The sequence below is a fragment of the Photobacterium sp. GB-72 genome, assembly GCF_003026095.1.
In the GTDB taxonomy this organism is placed as follows: Bacteria; Pseudomonadota; Gammaproteobacteria; order Enterobacterales; family Vibrionaceae; genus Photobacterium.
In genome coordinates, this window is sequence record NZ_PYNV01000009.1 from 133,670 (window position 1) to 155,911 (window position 22,242).

The 22,242-nt window shown below is 34.7% G+C and carries 14 protein-coding genes and 2 pseudogenes; 12 read left to right on the top strand and 4 right to left on the bottom strand.

All coding sequences use genetic code 11. The features are described 5' to 3' along the window. Positions 1-46 precede the first annotated feature (46 nt). From C9J40_RS11970 to C9J40_RS11995, 6 genes are all read left to right on the top strand, one after another. Complete coding sequence (locus C9J40_RS11970; protein WP_107246986.1) at positions 47-2,086, top strand: TonB-dependent hemoglobin/transferrin/lactoferrin family receptor; 2,040 nt, start codon at positions 47-49, stop codon at positions 2,084-2,086. 842 nt (positions 2,087-2,928) lie between these two features. Continuing rightward, complete coding sequence (locus C9J40_RS11975; RefSeq protein WP_199188090.1) at positions 2,929-4,347, top strand: disulfide bond formation protein B; 1,419 nt, start codon at positions 2,929-2,931, stop codon at positions 4,345-4,347. A gap of 809 nt (positions 4,348-5,156) precedes the next feature. After that, positions 5,157-5,645: a hypothetical protein gene (locus C9J40_RS11980; RefSeq protein WP_107246987.1), complete on the top strand. Its 489-nt coding sequence runs from the start codon at positions 5,157-5,159 to the stop codon at positions 5,643-5,645. Between the two features lie 130 nt (positions 5,646-5,775). Then, positions 5,776-6,153 carry an MmcQ/YjbR family DNA-binding protein gene (locus tag C9J40_RS11985; protein ID WP_107246989.1) on the top strand — a complete coding sequence of 126 codons (378 nt, stop codon included), beginning with the start codon at positions 5,776-5,778 and terminating at the stop codon, positions 6,151-6,153. 35 nt (positions 6,154-6,188) lie between these two features. Beyond that, positions 6,189-6,662 carry an ASCH domain-containing protein gene (locus C9J40_RS11990; protein WP_107246991.1) on the top strand — a complete coding sequence of 158 codons (474 nt, stop codon included), beginning with the start codon at positions 6,189-6,191 and terminating at the stop codon, positions 6,660-6,662. Between the two features lie 221 nt (positions 6,663-6,883). Further along, positions 6,884-7,456, top strand: coding sequence for a protocatechuate 3,4-dioxygenase (locus C9J40_RS11995; RefSeq protein ID WP_107246992.1), 573 nt, complete (start codon positions 6,884-6,886; stop codon positions 7,454-7,456). Positions 7,457-7,599: 143 nt separating this feature from the next. On the opposite strand, the pseudogene C9J40_RS12000 reads toward C9J40_RS11995, so the two are convergent. After that, positions 7,600-7,782, bottom strand: a pseudogene (locus tag C9J40_RS12000) (AraC family transcriptional regulator); the annotation flags it as partial. Positions 7,783-8,590: 808 nt separating this feature from the next. Between C9J40_RS12000 and C9J40_RS12005 the strand changes: the two are divergent. Then, entirely contained in the window at positions 8,591-9,109 is a 519-nt protein-coding gene (locus C9J40_RS12005; RefSeq protein WP_146144959.1) for a hypothetical protein, read from the top strand. A gap of 1,735 nt (positions 9,110-10,844) precedes the next feature. Continuing rightward, complete coding sequence (locus C9J40_RS12010) at positions 10,845-11,273, top strand: hypothetical protein (protein WP_107246996.1); 429 nt, start codon at positions 10,845-10,847, stop codon at positions 11,271-11,273. 93 nt (positions 11,274-11,366) lie between these two features. Here C9J40_RS12010 and C9J40_RS12015 read toward each other — a convergent pair whose 3' ends face one another. Further along, the gene (locus tag C9J40_RS12015) at positions 11,367-11,951 is read right to left on the bottom strand and encodes a hypothetical protein (protein ID WP_107246998.1); all 585 of its coding nucleotides are present in this window, start codon (positions 11,949-11,951) and stop codon (positions 11,367-11,369) included. Positions 11,952-13,843: 1,892 nt separating this feature from the next. On the opposite strand from C9J40_RS12015, the gene C9J40_RS12025 reads away from it, so the two are divergent. Both C9J40_RS12025 and C9J40_RS12030 read left to right on the top strand, forming a co-directional pair. Continuing rightward, entirely contained in the window at positions 13,844-15,214 is a 1,371-nt protein-coding gene (locus tag C9J40_RS12025; RefSeq protein ID WP_107247001.1) for a P-loop NTPase fold protein, read from the top strand. Positions 15,215-15,525: 311 nt separating this feature from the next. Continuing rightward, positions 15,526-15,750, top strand: a pseudogene (locus C9J40_RS12030) (helix-turn-helix domain-containing protein); the annotation flags it as partial. Between the two features lie 180 nt (positions 15,751-15,930). Here C9J40_RS12030 and C9J40_RS12035 read toward each other — a convergent pair. Beyond that, on the bottom strand, positions 15,931-18,039 hold the full coding sequence (locus tag C9J40_RS12035) for an FUSC family membrane protein (protein WP_233220318.1): 2,109 nt from the start codon (positions 18,037-18,039) through the stop codon (positions 15,931-15,933). 486 nt (positions 18,040-18,525) lie between these two features. Here C9J40_RS12035 and C9J40_RS12040 point away from each other — a divergent pair, with 486 nt between their 5' ends. Further along, on the top strand, positions 18,526-20,154 hold the full coding sequence (locus tag C9J40_RS12040) for a methyl-accepting chemotaxis protein (protein WP_107247004.1): 1,629 nt from the start codon (positions 18,526-18,528) through the stop codon (positions 20,152-20,154). Positions 20,155-20,249: 95 nt separating this feature from the next. On the opposite strand, the gene C9J40_RS12045 is transcribed toward C9J40_RS12040, so the two are convergent. Beyond that, on the bottom strand, positions 20,250-21,176 hold the full coding sequence (locus tag C9J40_RS12045) for a LysR family transcriptional regulator (RefSeq protein ID WP_107247006.1): 927 nt from the start codon (positions 21,174-21,176) through the stop codon (positions 20,250-20,252). 274 nt (positions 21,177-21,450) lie between these two features. Between C9J40_RS12045 and C9J40_RS12050 the strand changes: the two genes are divergently transcribed. Further along, positions 21,451-22,185 (top strand): beta-ketoacyl-ACP reductase, encoded by a 735-nt coding sequence (locus C9J40_RS12050; RefSeq protein WP_107247007.1) that lies wholly within the window; start codon positions 21,451-21,453, stop codon positions 22,183-22,185. Positions 22,186-22,242: the final 57 nt, after the last annotated feature.

Below are 22,242 nucleotides of genomic sequence, written 5' to 3' on the forward strand. Positions count from 1 at the left end.
TGTTTGCGAATTTTGTTACAAATAAAAAATTGTGAAGTAGGGATATATGAACAAGCAGTTAACTCTGATCGCCAGCTCTTTAGTCGCGGTCCTTTCTCCATCCGTTTATGCCAGCAACGATGTTTCTCAATTTGATGAGATTGTTGTTTCGGCTTCGAGAGTTGATGAAACTAACCAAGATAAAACAAGGACGGTTGCAAAAGTTAGCAGCGAAGAACTTGATGAAATGCAGGTTAATTCAGTCGCTGAAGCGGTAAAATTCATACCAAACGTGTCTGTTGCTGGTGGTAATGTTGCGAGTAATCAATCTATTAATATTCGTGGCTTAGAAGGGAATAAAGTCCTACAGGTTATTGATGGTAACCGCCAAAATGCCCAATTTGATCACCGACCATCCTTTTTCTTAGACCCAACTTTGATCAGTGACATTGAGGTAGTAAAAGGCCCTGTGAGTTCTTTATATGGCTCAGGTGCAATTGGTGGTGTGGTTATTCAAAATACAATCACTGCAGATGATTTAGTCGAAGATACAGGCTTTGGTGGCAAAGTTAAGACGGGCTATCAGAGTAACGGAAATGTTGTTACCACCGTTGGTGCGATTGCTAACAAACAAGATAATGTTGATTGGTTACTAGCCGGTAGTTACCAAGACAGTGGTGTGATGGAGCAAGGCAATGGCTATAAGCTCTATGGTACTGAAGCGATTAATAAGACGGGGTTAGCGAAATTTAATTGGCACTTTACCGATAGCCAAAGCATTGGTTTAGATTACCGCATTTCTGATTATGACGGGCACCCACCAGTTGTCGGCTCGACTGAGCCATTAAGTACAGAAGATAAACTGATTGATCGTACGTCCACGGATCAAAACATTACATTAAAGTACGCTTATAACCCTGAAAGTAACTTCATTGATAGTGCATTTAGAGTTTATCGTAACGACACAGATATTAAAGAGTTGGGTAATGGCAGTACTGATAAAGATATCAGCTCTATCACCACAACAGGTTTTTCTGTTACCAATAAATCTGATTTAGATCGTTTTCAAGTCTTTATTGGTGCTGATGGCTATGAAGATAAGTTAGATACTAAACGTCCAGTAACAACCTCAGGTCGTCCAACACCTCCTGATGGTGCTAAAGCAACAACCTTAGGTGGCTTTGCTCATGTTAATTACGCCTTATTAGAGTCACTTGAACTAGATGCTGGCTTACGTTACGACACGTTTGAGTCAAAAGCAGAAGGGTTCGAAAATAATAAGCAAGATGCTTGGTCTCCATCTGTAGGTGCTAACTGGCAGGCGACAGATTGGATGGCATGGTCATTAAGATATGACGAAGCATTCAGAGCGGCAAGTACGTCTGAATTATTTATGGACGGTACTCACTTTGCAATGGGACCTATTACCAATGTATTTGTACCTAACCCGAATTTGAAGCCAGAGCAGGCACATAACATCGAGTTAAAAGGTACATTTAATTTTGATAACCTTATTGGTGATGATGAGTTACTGATCACCGCTAGCGTTTTCCAAAATAAAGTTAAAGACTTTATCAATCTCGATGTAACAGTACCAAGCCGTAGCGAAATGATAGCGTGTATGATGGCAAACCGAGGCTCTGGTGTTGGTTGTGGTGGTACAAGTACCTCAGATAATATTGATAATGCGAAGCTAAAAGGTTTTGAAGTTGTTGCCCAGTACCGTTATGACAGATTAAATACATTGCTATCGTATGGTCAAACACGTGGTAAAGATGAAAACACGGGTGAGTGGCTAAGTCATATCCCTGCCGATAAATGGGTGGCGCAAGTTGACTACGGTATTTGGGAAATTGACACCAAGGTAGGTACTCGAGCTATTTTTGCCAGCACTCAAGATCGCCGTCCAAAAGGTGATAGCGAAGGTCCTTATAAGTCTTATGAACTTGTTGATTTCTATGCTTCATGGGAGCCAACCTCAAACATGGAAGGCTTAACGGTTGATTTCACTGTTGCCAATGCGTTTGATGAAAACTACCGTACACCGTGGACGCAAGTTTATGAGCCAGGTCGTTCATACAAAATTTCTGCTGAATATAAGTTTTAATCGTTTAATACTTATATAAATAAAAACGCACAGTTTTACGTAAAGTAAGCTGTGCGTTTTTTATTATATATAGAAGCAGGCGACTAATTTAAGAACACACTGTCTTCCAATACAATCAAAGGTTCGATATCGCTGTCTTTTTTAATGACCAATTAATCATCTGAACGCACACATACACCGCCATAGTTCCCATCGATAGTAAATGTACAAACCTGAATATAGTTATTGGCGACTTTAGGTAAACACCATAGATGCTAGTAGATGTTTTCATCAAGCTAAAATTTTCATCAAAAGCTTGCAATTCAGAAATGTGAATTGAAACGATGCATCAATAATTTGGGCGTTCTATGGAATATTTTTCGTTAGTCGTTCTTCAATTGTCCTATTAGTGATGTTTATCGTCTGAATGTTGTTATTGATATTGTTTGACAGTCTGTATGATCAATTCGTCACATCAATATGAGGATAAAAAATGTTAGATGCTCAAAGTATTCGTAATATTGCGATTGTCGCTCATATTGCACACCAAAAGCCATGTGTTTAAAAAAGACTACTTAATATCACATTGGTTTACGAATAAACAAAGACATCGGTCATAAATTTAGCCGGTAGAAATAGTGTCTAAATCATCAGGTATAGATGATATCTATTAATTAAATAAGTAAGGTGCGAAATTGGAATTTTTATTATTATTTATAATTTTAATATCTTCATTATTAGTTGTCTTTTATCCAAAAAGAAAAAACTTGAGTGATGTTTCTTTGTTTTTTTCTGTCATTTTAAGTGTTTTATTATCTCTTGTCGTTTGTTGGAATATGGTATTGCCGATGGGGAACTACTAATTGAAACGTTTAAATAGTTCTCAGATATCTCTGTTTTTATCGGCTTTATCTTTTGGATTAACCCTGATCCCTATTGGTATTGCAACTGTGATACTTGGTTATATTCTGGGTGATAATCCTTGTATATTATGTTGGCAGGAAAGAATTGCAATTATACTTCTTTCTCTTTGTGCTTTATATATGTCTCGATATGGTTTGAGATTAAAATATATTAGTACCTATTATATTATATGTATTTACGGGTTATGGTTAAGTATATTGCATAGCTCTGTACATCTTGGACAAGATATTGGGCAGGGGTTTGGCGGTTTAATACTCGGTGCTCATGCTTATACATGGGGTGTGTTCTTATTTATAGCTAACTTACTAATTATGTCTTTATTAATCGGGTTTTCTAATGAAGACTCATTAAAAAATACAACGCGGGTTCGCTGGGGGACGTTCCATAAAGTCTCAGGGTATAGTTTTATTATTGTTATGTTTTTAAATGTAATTCAGGCATTCACTCAAGTTGGTCCACCGCCATATATTGGTCAAGCAAGCCCGCAAAACTTTAGTTATGACTTAAGTAAAACGGTTTGGACAACAAAACATTGGCCTACGTGGAGTCATTTTTCATTTAGAGCTAATAATTACATTGAACAACCTGAATTTACTACATTGACGGCTAATGAAAACACTAAACTTGAACATGCGAACGAATTGCTGAAGATAGAAAATACTGCTCTTCCAGCTAATGTTACCGGTCGAGTAACAGCGATAAGTTATGATGATAAAAGAAGTGTCGTTGTTATTGCGACAAATAAAAACTGGATTTATTTACTGGATAAGACAGTATCAAAGATATTAAGCCGTTATAAAGTTGATCCGAAGTTTAATAAAGATGTAAATAATATCTCTGGCGTTTTTTTTGATAAAAACGGAATGGTTATTGTAACGTCTGTTTATAAAAGCTATGTAAAACTATCCGTTGATGACTTATATCGCATGAAAGAAGTGGATAGAGGGAACTTAAAGACAGTTCGAGCTAATAAAAGCTATATAGGTAGTAGTGCATTATCTTTATTAGATAATGAATATCTAACCTTATCTTTGCCTAATAAAGTCAATGATTTTATTATTTTATCAAGATTTAGCCGTAAAGATATGATGTTAAACGCTGAGCAGATCATATCAATGAAAACGAAAGAGGTTCCTGTAATAACCGGTATGGAAGTTACAGATAACACAATTATTTTATTAAACAACTCAGGCAAGCAACTGATAGTTTTAGATAAAGAATCAAACAAACCAATAAAGGTTTATGATATTGATGATCTAAATAACCCGCAAGGGGTGACAATCATTTCTAATAAAGTCTTAATTACAGATGAAGACTCTGGTAACAAGATAGTGAAAACATACTTATTACCAATTTAACTTGTCAAAAATAGGGTGAATAAAAGGTTAAGTTATTACTTAGCCTTTTTTCGTCTCTATACATAACTAGTTATAATAAAGTTGAGAGATTTATCGCTTTAATCCTTTTTTTTATAAAAAAATGACTTACTTTCTATATCTACTTAAAAAGCATAAGTTTGGTTTTTTCGTGAAATTAAAGTATCTTGTGGTCTATGTTAGCAGTATTTTTCTATCCGGTCAGAGTACTATTACTTAGGAAAATTGATAAATTATCAGTAAGATAAGGATGTTTTTCGCGCAGTCGATACTTATCCGAAGTGTTGGGCAAGTTCAAGCGACCTTATATAAGTAAATGTCAATAATATTTTTAAGTGTTAATACCATTATGTTTATTATTTAACGCTTTTCTTCTGGAAGAGAAGTCTTTATTAATTAAATCTCACTCTGCATTATCAATATAAAAAATAACCATTAAATACCGATTAATCTTAACGTGATTTAATCAATTCTTTTTCAACGGTTATGCTAAATTCTATTTGAGGTATTTAATGGTTAATATGACCAGTAATGTATTTCATGATTGGGTAATGCGAAGCAATACACAACTATAAGTATCTATAGTAGTTGGACGTTTACCTTACAATAAGTGATGGTAAGGTGTTGTTCAAAAAGATAATCTGAACGATGTTGCTGCTCTTTATTCATAATAAATACTCCTTTTTAAAATACGTATTTACTGTAGTTGAGATTGTGGCTTTTCACTTAGCGGCATCGCGGCATCTTTCAATAAATTGTTCAAGAAGTGATTCGGCATTAATGGAGTTTTAATGAAAATTTGGATGTTTGTAATAGTTGTTTTTTCTCTAGCTACAGTTCAAGTAAAGGCTAAAGTTTTTGAGTACAAAGCAGGTGATATAAGTTTTGATGTAGGTTCACTTAAATATAATGATAAAAGCTCACGTAAAGAACCATTGTCATTAGTGTTTCAAGCTGGTGAACCACCATTCTCTATTAGTGTACAATTTAGAATTGAGTCGAAAAATAAGGCCTTAGATGACTTTATAGAGAATGAAAAGCAAAATCAGAGTAATGGCGGTTACTCTGATGAAATTACCATTTCTGAGCAACATACCGATAAATATAATTCTGTTGAGTATATTAGGAATTCACCGTTAGGTATAATTCATTGGTTTGTTTTTCAAAAAGTATCAACTAGACAAATATATTCATTTTGGTTTATGGAAAGTAAGGGACTTCAAGCTGAAACTAAACAAGCCTTGTCGGCATATGAGAGTATGAAGTCTACGCTCAAATAATGCTTAAAAGATAAGGACATGTGCAGCGCAGTCGATACTTATCCGAAGTGTTGGGCAAGCTCAAGCGACTTTATAGAAGTAAATATTGGAAATACTTAATGCGGCTATATGATCTAATAGGGAAGTCAGTATGAATTACGAAGAATTTAATCATTTTTGCGGCTCTTTTGTTGGAACAAGTCACGTCGTTCAATGGGGAAATTCCGATGTATGGAAAGTCGGTGGTAAAGTCTTTGCCATAGGTGGTTGGAGCGATGGTTCCCAAGCTGCATTCACGTTTAAAACGTCTAACTTAAATTTCGAGTTTTTGAGTAATTGTGATGGTTATAAACCTGCGCCATATTTTGCCAATCGTGGAATGAAGTGGATACAGCAAATTGAGACCTCGGGTAAATTAGACGACGATTTAAAGTATTATTTGTCTGAGTCTTACCGCATCGTAGCCAGTGGTTTAAGTAAGCGTAAACAACGAGAGTTGGGCATCGAGAGCCTAGCTGAACCACGCTAATAATAAGCGTTCAAGACGAAATTTGAGTAAAGATCATGGATGAAAGAAGTAAATTATATCTAGAACAATATCTTAGTTCTCTGCCCTGTAAAAATGCATCAAAGTACACCTCATTTAGTTCCGATTATTTTTGTGCCGATGAATACAATGCAAACTTATGCGCTGATCTTATATTACGCGATGAAAAACGAGCTTCATGCAGTTTAGAGACTTGGTATAGCGAACAAGGTGAACTTATGCCAGAAGTGGGTCATCTTCAGGTTGTAACTAATTGGTCTGGTGAACCCGTTTGTATTATAGAAATAACTTCCGTATCAAAGTGCAAATACAATGAAATTACGGCTGAGTTTGCTGCGTTAGAAGGTGAAGGTGACAAAACACTAGGCTGGTGGAAAAAAGCTCATTGGAATTTCTTCTCAAAAGAGTGCGAAGAACTCAATATCAGTCCATCAGAAGATATGGTGCTTGTCTTAGAGCATTTTAAAACTGTGTACCCAGTGAAAAAATAACAAATTGTTTAGAGTTACTCACCATACGGGCATTTTACTGTGTGCTGGTTTTAGTGTTTAAGTTAGTTTGCTGAGACTTCGGTATTGCTTGCTTCACATCTTAACAAGGTTTTATATCCAAATGTTTCTGATGCTGATAAAACTATATTATCCACAGCACTAGTCTTGGCAAATCGTTCAATTTTAACCAAACTTAACTAAAACTAGCGATTGGTGAAACCATGGAACGACGACACTTTTTAGCGCTTTGGAGTCTGATTTTTACGACAAGTTTAAAAGCCAAAACGCCGATACAGTTAACACCTGAACAAGCAGAAGGACCATTTTATCCGGTCGATCGTATTCCTCTTCGATCAAATTTATTACTTCAGACTGAAGGATTAATTGGAGAGCCCATTATATTGCAAGGGAAAGTAGTGGATACAACGGGAAAACCTGTTTCAGGCATCAAACTAGAAATCTGGCAGTGTGATGGGCAAGGTATCTATTTTCACCCAAACCAGCCAAATAACGATATGTTTGATGCTCACTTTGCAGGGTTTGGCGCGGTTGAAACTCAATCGGATGGACGCTACTTATTCCAGACATTATATCCTGTACCTTACGCTTCTCGTCCGCCACATATCCATATTAAGTTGTGGCGTGGTAATCAAGAGCTACTTACCACCCAATTGTACTTAAAAGGTAATACTGGTAATGAATGGTGGGGTGGAATAGCCCGTGATTATCTACAGTTTGAAACTATGCGAATCGACGGGCGTTTAACTGGTGAATTTACCTTTGTCATTGGCTAACGAACCCGTTTAAGGCATTAGTTCAACCAATTGTTCTATGCGTTCTTTTTCCAATATTGGATGAGGTTCGGCTTCCGTGACTAGAACGATATCCACAGAAGACTGCTATGGCATATTGTCTAAGTTATTAAGAGCGTCTGTAATGCTAATTGCACATATTGCATAGCACTGATCCCCATGAATGCCTTAAAGATACGGTGAAAGTGGTACTTTGAACTGGCAGCGACAGTATTTAGTTGCTCAAGTGAGAATTCGCCGTCTAGGTTGCTATCTATAAAATTGCACACTTTCTTGATCTGTTGTTCATGACGTTTCATCAAGTTCATTGTTTTTGATACTCCAACTCAGAAATCGTAGAAATGATACCTAGGAAGATTTAATTACGCCTGATTGAAATTGCTGGATGACGGATAGAATATAGTTTGTGTAGGACGAATAGGTCTGCTTAGTTGCCATATCATTAATTAATAACGCACATCTTAACTACATGGTACTCAGTGCTTACTTCTATCCATTTCTTGTCCCGAATTTTCAAAGTTGGCACTTCGTAACACAAAAGTGTCCCTTTATGTTATAGCCAAGATTTAGAGTTTTTATCTCTTGTTGATTTTTCTCCTAATAAAACTTATCTAAATAACCACCCACAATTCACTTCGTGTCATTTATCCCAATATCCAATAAGCTGGTATTTTATACAGCCATAATGAGAAATAGCTCTAAAATCACCTTTTAATGCTATTAATTATGCTCACTTCGTATTGCGCATAAAAATTTAGTCGAGTAAATTCAATGGAATATGAATTTATAAAAAAAGATAGTGTGCCATTAAATATGCATACGAACTTTGCTGCTAAGATTCATTAAGTTTTCTGGATAAAGTAATTTTAATACAAATAGTTAGCTGTGATTGTCTTGTCACTCCCCAGAGTTTTAATGCGCATGCGCACTAATATAATGTTAGGTCACAAAGGATATGAACAAACATCTCGATAAATTGAGGTCCATTTCAGTAATGGCACAAATGTTACTATACACTCTTTATGGTTACCGCCAGCAGTAGAGGTTAATGAGTAGATGCTTAGATTTAAAATATGTCTGGCTCTTTTGCTATCTTATTCAATCAATGTGAATGGGATGGAAGATTGTGGTGATTTGTACGATAGCTTTGTTGATAAAAAAAAGAAGGCTGTAGATTTCTATGAGTTAGGACTGAAACGGGATGAGTGGATAAAGACACATCTCGATATCCATTTTGATTATGAAGATGGTTCCAGTAATTCTGCACGAACTCTAGAAATCAAGACAGCTATTGTTGAAAAGCTGAAGCTAGAACCAGCTTTATACTCAGATGATTTATTTATGCCAACGGCGATATATGAACTATCGAGATATTGGAGTTACCAGGGGGTAGACGTTGACACAGAAGAAGTGTTCACCAATATGACTAGAGTGAACAAAAAGTTTCTTTTTCAAGATATTGAAGGATATGGTATGTCAACGGCTGTTTATGTTCTAACTGCAGGGAATTATGCATTAATGGAAGCGATGTACCAACCGCTAGGGGAAGAAATGTTTTCTCTAGAATCACTTTCACCGCTATACCCAAAACTGACAGGAAGTGACTTAAGGAAGTTTTATTACTGTCGATTTTAATGTGAAAGGGTAGCCGATACCTATCTGAAGTGTTGAATAAGATCAAGCCACTAAATATTGCGAATATCATAAACGGTGATGCTGCCCATCTGCCTTTACCCTTACTTTTCCTAATACCTATCAGCCCAAATAGAACAAACCTACTAACACTTTTCTGTCCACGAATGAGTTTGCTATTCAGCAAGCTTATAATTGCCCCATTATCATTCAGAGCAAATACTCATTCATATCGCATTAATGTGATTTTTGGCTAGTTTTTATTTAATTAATCATTCTGATTTAGTATGTTTATTTCTATTAACGCTTTTAATAAATACAGTTAAAAAATAATGAAATAAAGCTCGTAATATTTATGAACTAAATTTATTATTACTGGATTTAGATGTTTTTAGTGAATGTTCTAATACTTATTGATAGACTGTTAATTGTATTTTAGTGATGTTAATGAGTTACCGAATTAGAACTTTAAAGTTATGTAATATATATAATTTTTTCATTTCAGTGAATATTAGGTAATTCATATTATGAATAATAGAAATGATACTACTTTATGAGGATATTGACTATATCGATGATTTTTTGAAATAACGAAAAAGTCCCCCTGTGAAGTTGGAGGAACTTATAAAGAATAATGACGCTCAATACTGTTTTTAAAATACGAAAATAGCAAACAAAGAAAACATCAAGGCACTTGATGCTAGAGTTGAATAGGCTGTATAGTTTAGATATTTTGGAATCCATTTTTTTTTTCTGTGGTGTTTCTATGAATGCTCTAGAACTAGTGTAACTATAGAGCCCCAAGAATGAATATGGAAAACCTAAAAAATAAAGGCTTTTAAATTCAGTAGGGTTACATTTCTTTAAAACAAATCCATATAAAAATGCTAAGCATAAATGTAAAAATAAAGATATTGTAGACGCTAAGAATGTGACAAATATCGATATTTGAATTATTGACATTTTTTCATCCATAAATTAACGGGTTCAATTATTGGTTAATTTTCTATTTAACTACAATATCATTTATAGTATCTCTTTTACATTATAAAGGTGTTTTATAAGTGTGTTTTGCATGAAAGTAAGAGTACTTATTAATATACTGTTTTAGTTATTTCAAAGGTGCGTATGAAACAAGGATATATTTCAAGTGAGGCATGGGAAAGATTTTCCGCTAAAGAAAAGCAGTCACTCTTAGTTATTAGAGAGCACTTTGAAGAGGCGAACTATCTCCCAGCTCATGTGAGCTAACAAAAACTAGTTGATCAGTCATTTGAGGCTATGGGCAAAGAATTTAGAGATCGAATTAATAATGAAGTTTCATTGTATGGTAGGTATATCTATGAATGTAATGGTTTTTTTGATTATTCAGGGTTCAATTAGGGACTTTGATTCTGCGGATCAGTTTTTCCTAACAAACTTATGTGAATAACCAATCGAACTATATGAACATCATTTAGCAGATTATCGATAAGTCGAATACTCTGTTTTTTATAGTGGCATTGAGATGTGGTTCTCAATGCACCTTTTTGTACTTTTAATTATACGCACATTATATTATAAAAATTAAATTGAATAAAAAATAAAAACATCATTATAGATGCATAAAATATTAGTGTGTAAAAAATGATGCTTGGAAATTCAGCTCAAACTTAATGATGAGAACGGGTAAAAAAGCTAAGTATAAAGTTCACATATAAAGAGTTATACGAATGAGTTGACAGGGAGGCAAATAGAAGTGAAAAAAGGTGATAAAGTATTTTATACTTTTTTAATTATTTTAGTTTTAGTTAATTTTTACATATTCTGGGGTAAATGGAATGACGACAGATTTGCACACATAGAATCTCTAAGTGCTAATTCAAACTACAGTGCGCCACCTTATGCCGAAAAATATGGCGTGGCGTTACACGGAAAGTTAGGTGCCATGTATGATTGCTTAACGAAATATCGTTTGACAAGTATTAAAAGATTCACCAAAGGCAAAGTAGGTCCGACGGGGAGTTTTGATATAAAGGTTGATGAGTTTGAATTGTATTTAGGTTTTGCTAGTGGTGAAGTAACTACTTCTAGTCTAACAAAGTATAACCATAGAGGTGAGGTTGAGTATGCAACTAGAACGGTCGCTGTTAATTGTGATATCGATTTGCTGAATAAATTAGAGTAAATAATCATAATTTTAGTTATTCTTTATGAATAATGTAAGGTCTAGAAATACTAGGAATAATACATAGAAATTATAGCTATTTTAATCAGTCTTTTATTTTGAACATCTATTCTCATGGTCGATGATAGTACCAAACATCGATGTACGACCTTTAACACAAATTCTTTCATATCTTCTCCAATTATTTTCTCTATATCGAGAGTTACTTAGATGTAATATGACTTTCTCAGATTTATCAGTTTTTGATAGGAAAAGATCTACGCCAGTACTACCACGATCTTTTACTCCATCAATAATAAAACTCTCACTGTAAGTATCAGTTGCTGTTAACTTTGTTATACAGACAGAGATATTAATACTAAAATACGCAAAAAATGCAGCAATACAACCAAGTGAAAATAGTGTAAATAATGTGTCTTTGACCTTTTCTTTAGTTGAAGAGTAGCGCTCCAAACTTAACATATGTGGACTAACTTTATACCCCTTAAAACGATGAATGAATATGATGTAAAAAGAAGTACTAAATAATATTGGAAAAATTATCAGTGCTCGACATATAGTTGAGAATTCAGTATAAATATAAGGTAATCTTGCGCCTGTGATATTAATAATCATCCAAACAAAACACGCTAGATATACTTTGATCATAACTGATTGAAACTTATTCTTTCTACCCATTCTATTCCTTATAACTTAACTTAAAGATAGGGAGCAATGAATACTGCATGATTTATAACCTGAGAACCAATTATATTTTAACATTTAGCTTATATAAAGCCAAAATTTTGATTAAAATGAAGGTGATAAGCATGCCTTATAGGTATGGATCATGTAAGCATCCGTCTTAGATACTCCTAAATTATTAACTGAATATAGATTATACTTTATAAATATATTAGTTATATATTTTCTATTTTTATTATAAGTCGAAGAGCATACACAGAGGAAAAAATTATATTATTTATATTGTTGTATAATTCATTATTAAAGCATACAGTAAGTTAGACTATATCATTTAGTTATTTATAGATTAATTTGATACACCTATCATTACTGGTAAAAAAATAGATTGATTGCAAAAAGTATTTATTACCTCAAGGAAATCGCTTTAGTTAAATTTAGTCGTAACTTTCATATATAAGCTAGTTTTAAATATGAGCCTTTATTATGCTTCCCGTACTTTTCCTAATCCCTACTCACCAGAATAGGGTAAACAGTCTAACAAGCTTTTGTCCAACTTCGAGCTAGCTTTCATAGCTGGCTCATTTTTGCCCCATTGTGAGTTAGACCTTTTACTCATTCATATAGTATTAACGTGGTTTTGGTTTTGGTTTTGGTTTTGGTTTTGGTTTTATTTTATTCACATGTTCTTAGTCTAATAAGACTGATTAAATACATTTCTTACTTACACATCCTCTCATTGAGCGTTAGGCGTGAAAAAGTGTTATCAACTTCATGATATATATAGATTATATCTAGTATGATAAAGGTATTTTATGCGTTTATTTTTGCTAAAAGAATACATGGGCTGCAGCAGACTTATCTGGAGAACTAGAACAGGTTAGAGAGGGGATGAAGAAATGGGTAGACTAAGATTAAAGTCTGAATTACAGACTCTAATTTGCGTATTGTATTTTTATAATGCTACGAACTCATTTAAGTATGAAGAGCCTGTGCATATTAGATCTGCAATTTTCGTAGTCGCCTTAGCAGGAGTGTTCATTTTGTCAGGGATCTTTAGTATCCCTGAGATATGGGGATATGTTGAACATTACGACTATGTAACAATGGTTACATGTATATTTTACTTCTTGTCGTATTTGTATACTAAATCAGTATGTGAAAATGAGGAAGTGAAAGTTAGAGCCCAAAAGTTCATTGAATCTATCGAGCCGGAAAAGCGAAGAGAGACAATGTTCTTTATAAGTTTTATCTACTATTTTGTTGCATTAATTCCAATTTTCTTAGTTACAATTTTGGATATTATTTTGTAATTATCTATTAATAGTAGGCTTTCCGCGCCACTATATCAATCGACCATGGCTCTCGAACTTCAGAAGAGTTAGCTCAGAATTGTCCATTCGAGCTAGCTTCCACGGCTAGCTCAGAAATGCCCCTTTATGCGTTAGACCTTTTACTCATTCATATCGTATTAACGCGGTTTTGGATTGGCTTTATTAGGTTAATTAAATCTATTATTTAATCGCCACTTTTGGTGCTCTAATTCACAAACACCGCCCATATTGAATATTCTGAAACCAGTAACATCTTTAATAAAATTATAACGTCAAATATGTGCTTGTTTTATATGCTTTTTATTGTGAAAATGCATGCTTTACTGTACAGTTGTGTTGAGCTTCGATCACGAAGTTCGTGAAAGATTGAATATGTTAAATACGGCTGTTATTGACCTAATTTACGTAAAACGTTTCTGCCCCAAACCTTCTTAAATTAAATACATTTTTACTTTTGACACCCTCTTTCAAATCGGCAGGTGTAAGAAAGTGCTAGTAAGTTCATAATATGTAAAGATTATATCGATATACTGTTAAGAGAAAAAGAGGATTTATATGAAACTTATAGTTCCAGAGCTAGAAATTAATGAGGACTCTCCGTTCTCTAGTGATCTTTTTGAAAGAGAGAAGTTTGCGGAAAAATTAACCAACCTTATTCGAAATGTTGAAGATAACTTAGTTATATCGCTAGATGCTAATTGGGGAGAAGGAAAAAGTACTTTTATAAGAATGTGGCGTCTCCATCTAAAGAATCAAGGTATAAAAACAGTTTGCTTTGACGCATTTAAAAATGACTATAGCAACGATCCTTTCCTAGATATTGCTGGAGAAGTATTTTCATTTACGGATACAGAGTTTTCGGAAAATGATGAGATAATCAGCTCAAAGGGGCAACTAAAAAGTAAAGCGGTTAACGTAGGTAAAAGACTTGTGGGTTGGACGGCAAAAGTCGCAGTAAAGACTGCAACTTTGGGCGCTATAAAGGACTCTGATATTGAGGAGTTACAAGATGTAGCAAAGGACATCTCAAAAGATAGTGGTGATCTAGTTTCTAATATTATTTTAGACCGTTTGAATAATCATGAAGTCGATAAAAACTCAATTGAAGTATTCAACAAAAATATCGAAGAACTGGGTACAAAAATTAGAAATGCTCAGGGTTTTCCTTTGCTGATTATCGTTGATGAATTAGATCGTTGTCGTCCTAGTTATGCCGTAGAGACCATCGAAAAAATTAAACATTTGTTTTCAGCTAAAAATGTAGCTTTCGTGTTAACAATTAATAAAAAACAGCTTCAAGAGTCAATTCGTAGCGTTTACGGAGAAATAGATGCTGCCACATACCTGAAAAAATTCATACATTTAGAGGCTAGTTTACCGAGACGTCATGGCTATAATCAAACTAATGATTATCTCCAGTACTCATCTTACTTGTATCGCGCTTTAGACTTTCCTGATTGGTTAACTAAATATGAAGATGATATATGTCGAATTTTCGCATGCTATGCTGAGTACTATAATCTAACACTGCGTGATATGGAAAGGGCGTATACTAACTTAGCTATATACTATGCATCAGTAAGTGCGAAAACCATTAATTACTTGCCTGTAATTTGTTTTCTTTCAATTATAAAGGTTAAGTCAACAGTATCTTTCAAAATGTTGAAAGATAGCAAATATACGTATAATGAGTTTGAAGAGGAATTCTCTATTCAAAATATATCGAAAGATTACTACCGTGATGTTTACCCTGAGTATTTTACTACTTGCTTTAAGTTCTTCCTATATAATGATGAAGAATACCAAAAAGAAAAACAAAGTACGGACTTGCAATACATGAATTTGGGGGGAGCTTCTATTTCTCGTAAAAAAGTAATTCCATGGTATTGTGACCAAATTGATGCGTTCAACGTAAATATCGCTTAACAAATAAGGATATGTACCGCGGAGCCGATACCTATCCGAAGTGTTGGACAAGCCCAAGTCACCTTATATAAGTAAATATCATTAGAGGATGATATTAAAAGTCGAACATATCCTTACTTTTCCTAATATCAACTTGTCCAAATAGAGCTGGCTATCTAACAAAGTTTTGTCCAACAACGAGCTAGCTATCATGGCTAGCTCAGTGTGATCACCAAGCGACTTTGTCATTACGCTAACTACCAAGGGAATATGTCGGGACTGAATTAGCTTATCTTTTAAAGTAATTAATTAGACCTTAGAAGGAGCTAAGGATGTTCTACATGGATGCTAAATCTCAATTCACTGTTGATATCATTAGCAAAGTTATTGAGGGTAAAATTACCATCAATAGTGCTACTCAATTGCTGCAAAAATCACGAAGAACCGTTGAGCGTTACTTGCGTCGTTATCGCAAAGAAGGGATTCGATGTGTTATTCATGGCAACACTGGCCGTGCTCCAATTAATAAAACACCTGATTCACTCAAAAAAGAGGTTTAGCGCTTCATCCAAAAGAAGTATTACGATTTTAATATTCAGCATGTGAGAGTAAAGGTCATGATTAAAAAGTTGCAAAAGTAACGGACGTATGATTTTTTGATATTATTAGCAATAAGCAGGTTTCTCTAATATAAGAGATAAGAAAAAGCCCGATAATAATTATCGGGCTTTCTAGAGTTAAATATTATTAACTTTGATTGCAGATGTAAATAAGTCCACTTCTTTTGCTAATAACTGCAGTAACGTATGGTTATCAAGTTTGTATATTTCATTTTCAATATAGATGAAAGATTGATAAATCAATTTCTCTTGTTTTGATATGTGTTTAAATAGTTCTGTGTGGTTTTGCGATTTCTTAAGTGTTTTATCTAGCTCTGTTAGAGATGCAATCACACTATCTAGATCACTATTAATGGTAGAATCCAATGGTAATGATTGTTTGTTTTCATTCAGTTGGGTCAATATACGCAAGATAATATTAGAACTGCGACTACATAATAAAATATGCTCGCCTGTTTGTGACTTTCTATGCGGTTCACCTAAATAGCCCATCCAATGATCAAATAGGTTGGTATCGTTAACCACGCAACCTTGGTAGTGACGTTGTAACTGAGTGGCCGTACTATCTGATTTATCTGCTACGTATATTTTTAAAGAGACCAGATAATCAATATAGCCTGTTGTTGTTGCCGTTAATTGAGTTGGGAATAATTTCTTATTCCAACCAGGTGATAAGATAAATACAAATAATAAAGGTAAGAACACACCTAGAACAGTGCTGTCTAGGCGAGGTAAAAGAATATTATCGCCTTGTCCGTTAAGAGAGAAGCCTGCAAATACAAACAAAGTCACGCAGAATACCGCAAAGCCGTAATGACGTGCAGAGGTATGGAAAAAAAGTATTACAGCGATACAAAATATGAACGGCAAGATGCTTGACGATACTTGGAAGTGCAGTAATCCAACAACAACTAATAAACCACAAATTGTACCGGTTAATCGTTGAAGTAATCGTGTCCACGTCATTGATAAGTTCGGACGTAATACCAACAAACTGGTCATAAGAGTCCAAAAGCCAAAGTCTAAGTTTAATGTTCGAACAATAATTAACCCCGTCGCTAAACTTAATGTTCCGCGAAGTGCATGTCGAAAATAACTCGATTTTAACGTCATTTGACTGGTTAACTTCGAGGCTAACTCTCGCCATTTCCATGACACAACAATAGGCTTAATAATGCTGGAGCTTAATGTTTGGCTTGTTTGTTGGTTCAACTGCTGAAGTGTTAAGTAGATAATATCCAGTTTATTAATATATGAAAGCGCAGCCAGTGCTTCCTCTTTTATGTTCTCTTGTATTGTATATTGGCGTAACTCTTCAAAGTCGATACTTGGAACGTTTATACGATGAACATTATCGACAGTCACTTGCTCTAAATATTGACTTATTTTTAACGTTGCTTGGTGAATCTTATCTAACCATTCAGGACATGTTTGTTGGAGATTTGAAGTTGGAATGAAATAAAGTAAACGTGTTTGTTCGTTAATACGCTCAGCAACTTTTAAGAAACGATAAATATCTTGCAGTTTTGCGCTATCTTCACCAGCAGTAAATTGCTGGTGAATTCGACCTTCTAAGGTGTGAGATAAGCCCGCAATTTGGGATCGTAATTGCGCCGATTTAATAAACAACTCATTTTTGTCGGAAGAAAAAATAAAGCCGTGATCGTGAGTGATAAGCTTTTTAGCAATCGCTTGATACAAATCAGACAGGATATCTTTGGATTCTTGGTTCGGAAGAAAGTAGATGGCTAACGCTTGCCAAAAAATGTACCACAAAGCGCCACAGGTTAACCACAAAGGAACAAGCCAAATAGGTCGACCATCTAAATGCAGTAACATAGCGTATATAGCGAGTAATATGGAGGCAAAACCGATAGCACCTAGCCTTGGGCTTAAAACAGCCAACATAAATAAGCTAAAACTGACAACCGTTAAGCTAATAACAAATAAGACTGAATGTGGGAAAACGGCTTCAGTTCCTAGGCTGATAAGAAAGAAAACAGGAATAGCGATACAAAAATCAAGAATGCGATATTTTGTCACACTAGACGTATCAGCAAAGCCACAGCTAATACTACCCAGAGAAAATGCAATCCCCATGGTTACATGACCCATAAGGAACAAAGGTACTGAGCAAGTAATGAAGCTAAATGCAGCGATGTTGGTTCTAAAGTTGAGCAAAGTCCGTAAAGTAGGGTAACGGAGAAGTACGTTGTATAAATTCATAGTGTATTAAATATCGTCGTTTGTGCGATTTGCTTTGTTAATCATAATCTCTTTTTAAAAAGAGTGAAGGCTTTATTGGTATACACTGGTGTTTTTTAGGTATTTAGTTTGGTTGGTTATTCCCTAAATGTGAGTAAATATTTCTACATCAAGTAAAAAATTCTGGATGAAATGAAGTAAATTAAGATTAATATACTGTGTGTAATGTGAATGAAGATTTAATATCTAATATTTCTCAAATATCACATCGATTACTAAAATAAATAATTATTTAAAGCATGATTGTTTATTTTTTAAATAATGAATAAATAACATGCATAAGATTGAATAAATAAAGAATGAAAATTAACCGTATGATTTCACTTGATTTTTAGTAATTCATTATTTTTTATAAATATATCAATAAAATTATTGATATATTTATTTAATACTGTTTATGATGCGAGAAATAAAAAACGAATACAAACAACATGGAGATAGTTGTTAATGTTTTTACTTAAGGATATATCAATAAAGCTGCAGTTAGTTATTCCTGTTATATTTATGGCTGTTTTATTATTTATTGGACTAATGCTAGGGCGAAATAACCTTATAGAAAGTGTTGATAAAATGAACGCAACAACACAATTAGTTGTTGAAGCTAAAGATAGTACCGCGAGTTTAATTAGCAATAGTTACGCAATGAGAGTAAGTGCAATTTATGCGCTTTATGATAAAGATTTATTATCACGTTTATCCAAGTCTCTTGATAGTAGCGAGTTAAGTAACAAAAATGCGATTGCAAAATTGCAAAAAATACCTGAAATAAACCAAGAATTAGAAGCATTTCGAACATTAATGATCAGCTATATTAGCTTTAGCCGAGACACAATGTTAGAAGTGCTTGATCTTAGGCATTCCGGCCAAATAACCGACTCTGAATATCAAAAATATATTGTTAAATATCGCCAATTAGGTGATGACATGATTTCAGCAATTGATGCGTTGGATAAGCGTGTAAATTTAACCGCAGATGCTTATATCACCCAGCAAAAGAAAGAGCACGGACAAACAATAAATGCGATTGGTTATGAATTTATCATTACATTGATAATCGCTATTATTATTTGTTTAGTCATTGGTTCAATGATTGTTAAGCCAATTACTGATTTGCAACGTGCAATGCAGAAAATAGCTGATGGTAACTTGAAAGATGAAATCACCGTTGACGGCTCTAATGAAGTGGGTGAATTGGCACGTAATTTAAATCGCATGATTGTTAAATTGCGTTCAACTGTGGCGGTATTAAATGATGTTGGTCGTAATGTCGCAGCCTCATCGACTGAATTATCAATTGTGATGAAAGATTCTGAGACTCACGCAAATAACCAAGTGATTGAGATTGAGCAAGTGGTAACAGCAATCGATCAATTAACAACAACGGCACAAGAAGTTACTCAAGCTGCACAAAAATCTGATGAAAATTCAAAAAGTGCCAGTGAGTTGGCTAATAAGAGCCTTGATTTGTTCTCTAACAACCAACAAGCAAATGAAGAAATGGCTGAATCATTAGTGGAGGCCGCTGATGTTGTTGCGCAACTAAAAGTACAATCGGCGCAAATTAGCCAAGTTATTGACTCGATACAAGGCATTTCTGAACAGACTAATCTATTGGCACTTAATGCTGCGATAGAAGCCGCACGCGCAGGTGAAAGTGGTCGCGGTTTTGCCGTGGTAGCTGATGAAGTTCGTCAGTTAGCAGCAAGAACACAAGCATCAACAAAAGAAACACAGCAGATTATAGAGCGTCTGCAAGAGCAATCGACCTCAGCAAATGAGCGTATGCAATCTGCAATTGATACATTAGAAAGCAATAAATTAGTTGCTTTTAAAGCAAATGAAGCGCTAGAGGGCATCACTGCGGCTATTTCAATGAATAGTGATATGAATACCCATGTTTCAACCGCTTCTGAAGAGCAGTTACAAGTCACAATGGATATCAGTAATAGTATTGAGAATATTCATCATATCATTCGACAAAATGCATCAGGTTTAAGCCAGTGTACGGTTGCAAGTGAAGAGTTATCTGATCTTGCTGAAAAGCAAAGCGAACAGTTGAAATACTTTAGGTGTTAACGATTGATAATCAGTTATAAATAATAGCTTTGCTAGAAGTCTTACGTGAATGTAACTTTTTGATTTTTTAATACGTAGCATACGCTGTAAGGCTTCTAGTTTTGTTTAGGGCTTTGACGCTCGAGGTTAAGTTCTTTTACACGTTGTAATAGATAATCTTTGAAATTAGCGCATCGCACTGGCATATATTTTCTTGGTTTATAATACAAACTCAGTTCAAATTCGCTACTAACATAATTGTTTAATACCGTGACTAACCGATCTTCTTGAAGATCGTGTTTAATCAAACTGTAAGGCAGGTAAGCAATCCCTCCACCGGCTAGGGCGATATTTTTTAAAATTTCACTGTCGTCTACTTCTACCGATCTAGGTATTTGAACAGAGTTATATTCACCATGTTGTTCAAAGATCCACTTGTTTCCACCGACTAATGTTGTTGCAAATAGGCACAAATGCTTTTTTAGATCATGGGGTATTATTGGCTCTCCATAGCGTTGAATATAACTTGGCGAACAACAGGCTTTTAACGGTTCACTGAAAAGAGAACGTTTAACCAGTAAACTGTCTTTGTTTTGAAAACCGCGGTAAGTTGCATTTGCTCGAATGGCAAAATCGACATCGTGGACATTATCCACTTCAAACGCTGTTTCGATCACAACAAAATTGATAGTAGGGTTATTACTGATATATTCACCAATAATTTTACTCAAAAAATGCTTAGCAAACAAAGGGGTACTAGCAATTTTTATTGTACCAATATCATCATTGCCTAAATTTTGTATTTCATTAATGGCATCGGTTATTTGATTATTGATGTGGCTAAATTGTTTAAATAGTAATCTGCCAGCTTGTGTTGGTGTGATTTTTCGCGTGGTACGTTTAACAAGGCTAACTCCCATGTTTTCTTCAAGCTCTGTGAGCCAGCGACTACCAGCAGACGGCGATATACCATATTGTTTTGCAGCATCCGTCACTGAATTGCAGCGTACGACATGAAGAAAAAAAACAATTTTGTCTAACATTCGCATTCCTTGCATTATTAATAACGTTCCGGAGTATCAAATGTAAATAGTAACGTTATAGTTTATGATTTAAAGCTATCTTCACGGTAATTGTGTCTTTTTCTTATATGTGGAACGTTATTTGATTATTTGCAAGAGTGAATTGCTTTAATGCAACTGCACGCTGAGGACAGGTTACCTATTATTAAGTTAAGCCGTAAAGATTAGAGCTTATGTATTGGGTGTAATAATAAGTATATAGAGTAAATATGTCTTTTTAAGAGGGGTAGTAAAAATGCTAACGGATAAGGTTTGCCTTGTAACTGGTGGTGCTCAAGGTATTGGTCGCTGTATTGTCGAAACCTTTGCTAACCAAGGCGCAAAGCATGTATATGTTTGTGATATGAATTTTGGCGCCATGGCCGATTTAGAGCAACAATTTCCTAATGTAACTGCACTTGAATTAAATGTATGCGATAGAGCTAATGTATCAGAGACGATCACAAAAATCGCACAACAGTATGGAACCATTGATGTATTAGTGAATAACGCAGGTATCACACGGGATAACTTAATTGAAAATATGTCCGAGAATGATTGGGATCTTGTCATTGATGTCAATTTGAAAGGTGTATTTAACATGACACAAGTCGTTGCTCCGTTAATGATGGCTTCAGGTTCGGGTTCTATTATCACAATGTCATCGGTGGTTGGTACAGACGGTAATATTGGTCAAACCAACTATGCAGCGACAAAAGCTGGCGTGATTGCAATGACAAAATCATGGTCAAAAGAGTTTGCACGTAAAGGGGCAAAAGTACGTGCTAATTGTGTTGCGCCTGGTTTTATTGAAACACCAATGACAGTCGATTTACCTGAAAAAGTGATTGATTATATGGTGTCTAAAACGCCGCTAAAACGTATGGGGCTGGCGCAAGATATTGCAAATGGTGTGCTATTTTTAGCGAGTGATAATTCAAGCTTCATTACTGGTCAAACATTGAAAATCGATGGTGGGCTAGTGATATAGAGGCAATACATAATTCATCTTCCTACCTCATTTAGACGAGGGAGTATTTTGCCTTGT

Coding starts and splice junctions, on each gene's coding strand:
- C9J40_RS11970 (WP_107246986.1), top strand. CDS start 47: ATGAACAAGCAGTTAACTCTGATCGCCAGCTCTTTAGTCGCGGTCCTT.
- C9J40_RS11980 (WP_107246987.1), top strand. CDS start 5,157: ATGAAAATTTGGATGTTTGTAATAGTTGTTTTTTCTCTAGCTACAGTT.
- C9J40_RS11985 (WP_107246989.1), top strand. CDS start 5,776: ATGAATTACGAAGAATTTAATCATTTTTGCGGCTCTTTTGTTGGAACA.
- C9J40_RS11990 (WP_107246991.1), top strand. CDS start 6,189: ATGGATGAAAGAAGTAAATTATATCTAGAACAATATCTTAGTTCTCTG.
- C9J40_RS11995 (WP_107246992.1), top strand. CDS start 6,884: ATGGAACGACGACACTTTTTAGCGCTTTGGAGTCTGATTTTTACGACA.
- C9J40_RS12005 (WP_146144959.1), top strand. CDS start 8,591: ATGGAAGATTGTGGTGATTTGTACGATAGCTTTGTTGATAAAAAAAAG.
- C9J40_RS12015 (WP_107246998.1), bottom strand. CDS start 11,951: ATGGGTAGAAAGAATAAGTTTCAATCAGTTATGATCAAAGTATATCTA.
- C9J40_RS12025 (WP_107247001.1), top strand. CDS start 13,844: ATGAAACTTATAGTTCCAGAGCTAGAAATTAATGAGGACTCTCCGTTC.
- C9J40_RS12035 (WP_233220318.1), bottom strand. CDS start 18,039: ATGAATTTATACAACGTACTTCTCCGTTACCCTACTTTACGGACTTTG.
- C9J40_RS12040 (WP_107247004.1), top strand. CDS start 18,526: ATGTTTTTACTTAAGGATATATCAATAAAGCTGCAGTTAGTTATTCCT.
- C9J40_RS12045 (WP_107247006.1), bottom strand. CDS start 21,176: ATGTTAGACAAAATTGTTTTTTTTCTTCATGTCGTACGCTGCAATTCA.
- C9J40_RS12050 (WP_107247007.1), top strand. CDS start 21,451: ATGCTAACGGATAAGGTTTGCCTTGTAACTGGTGGTGCTCAAGGTATT.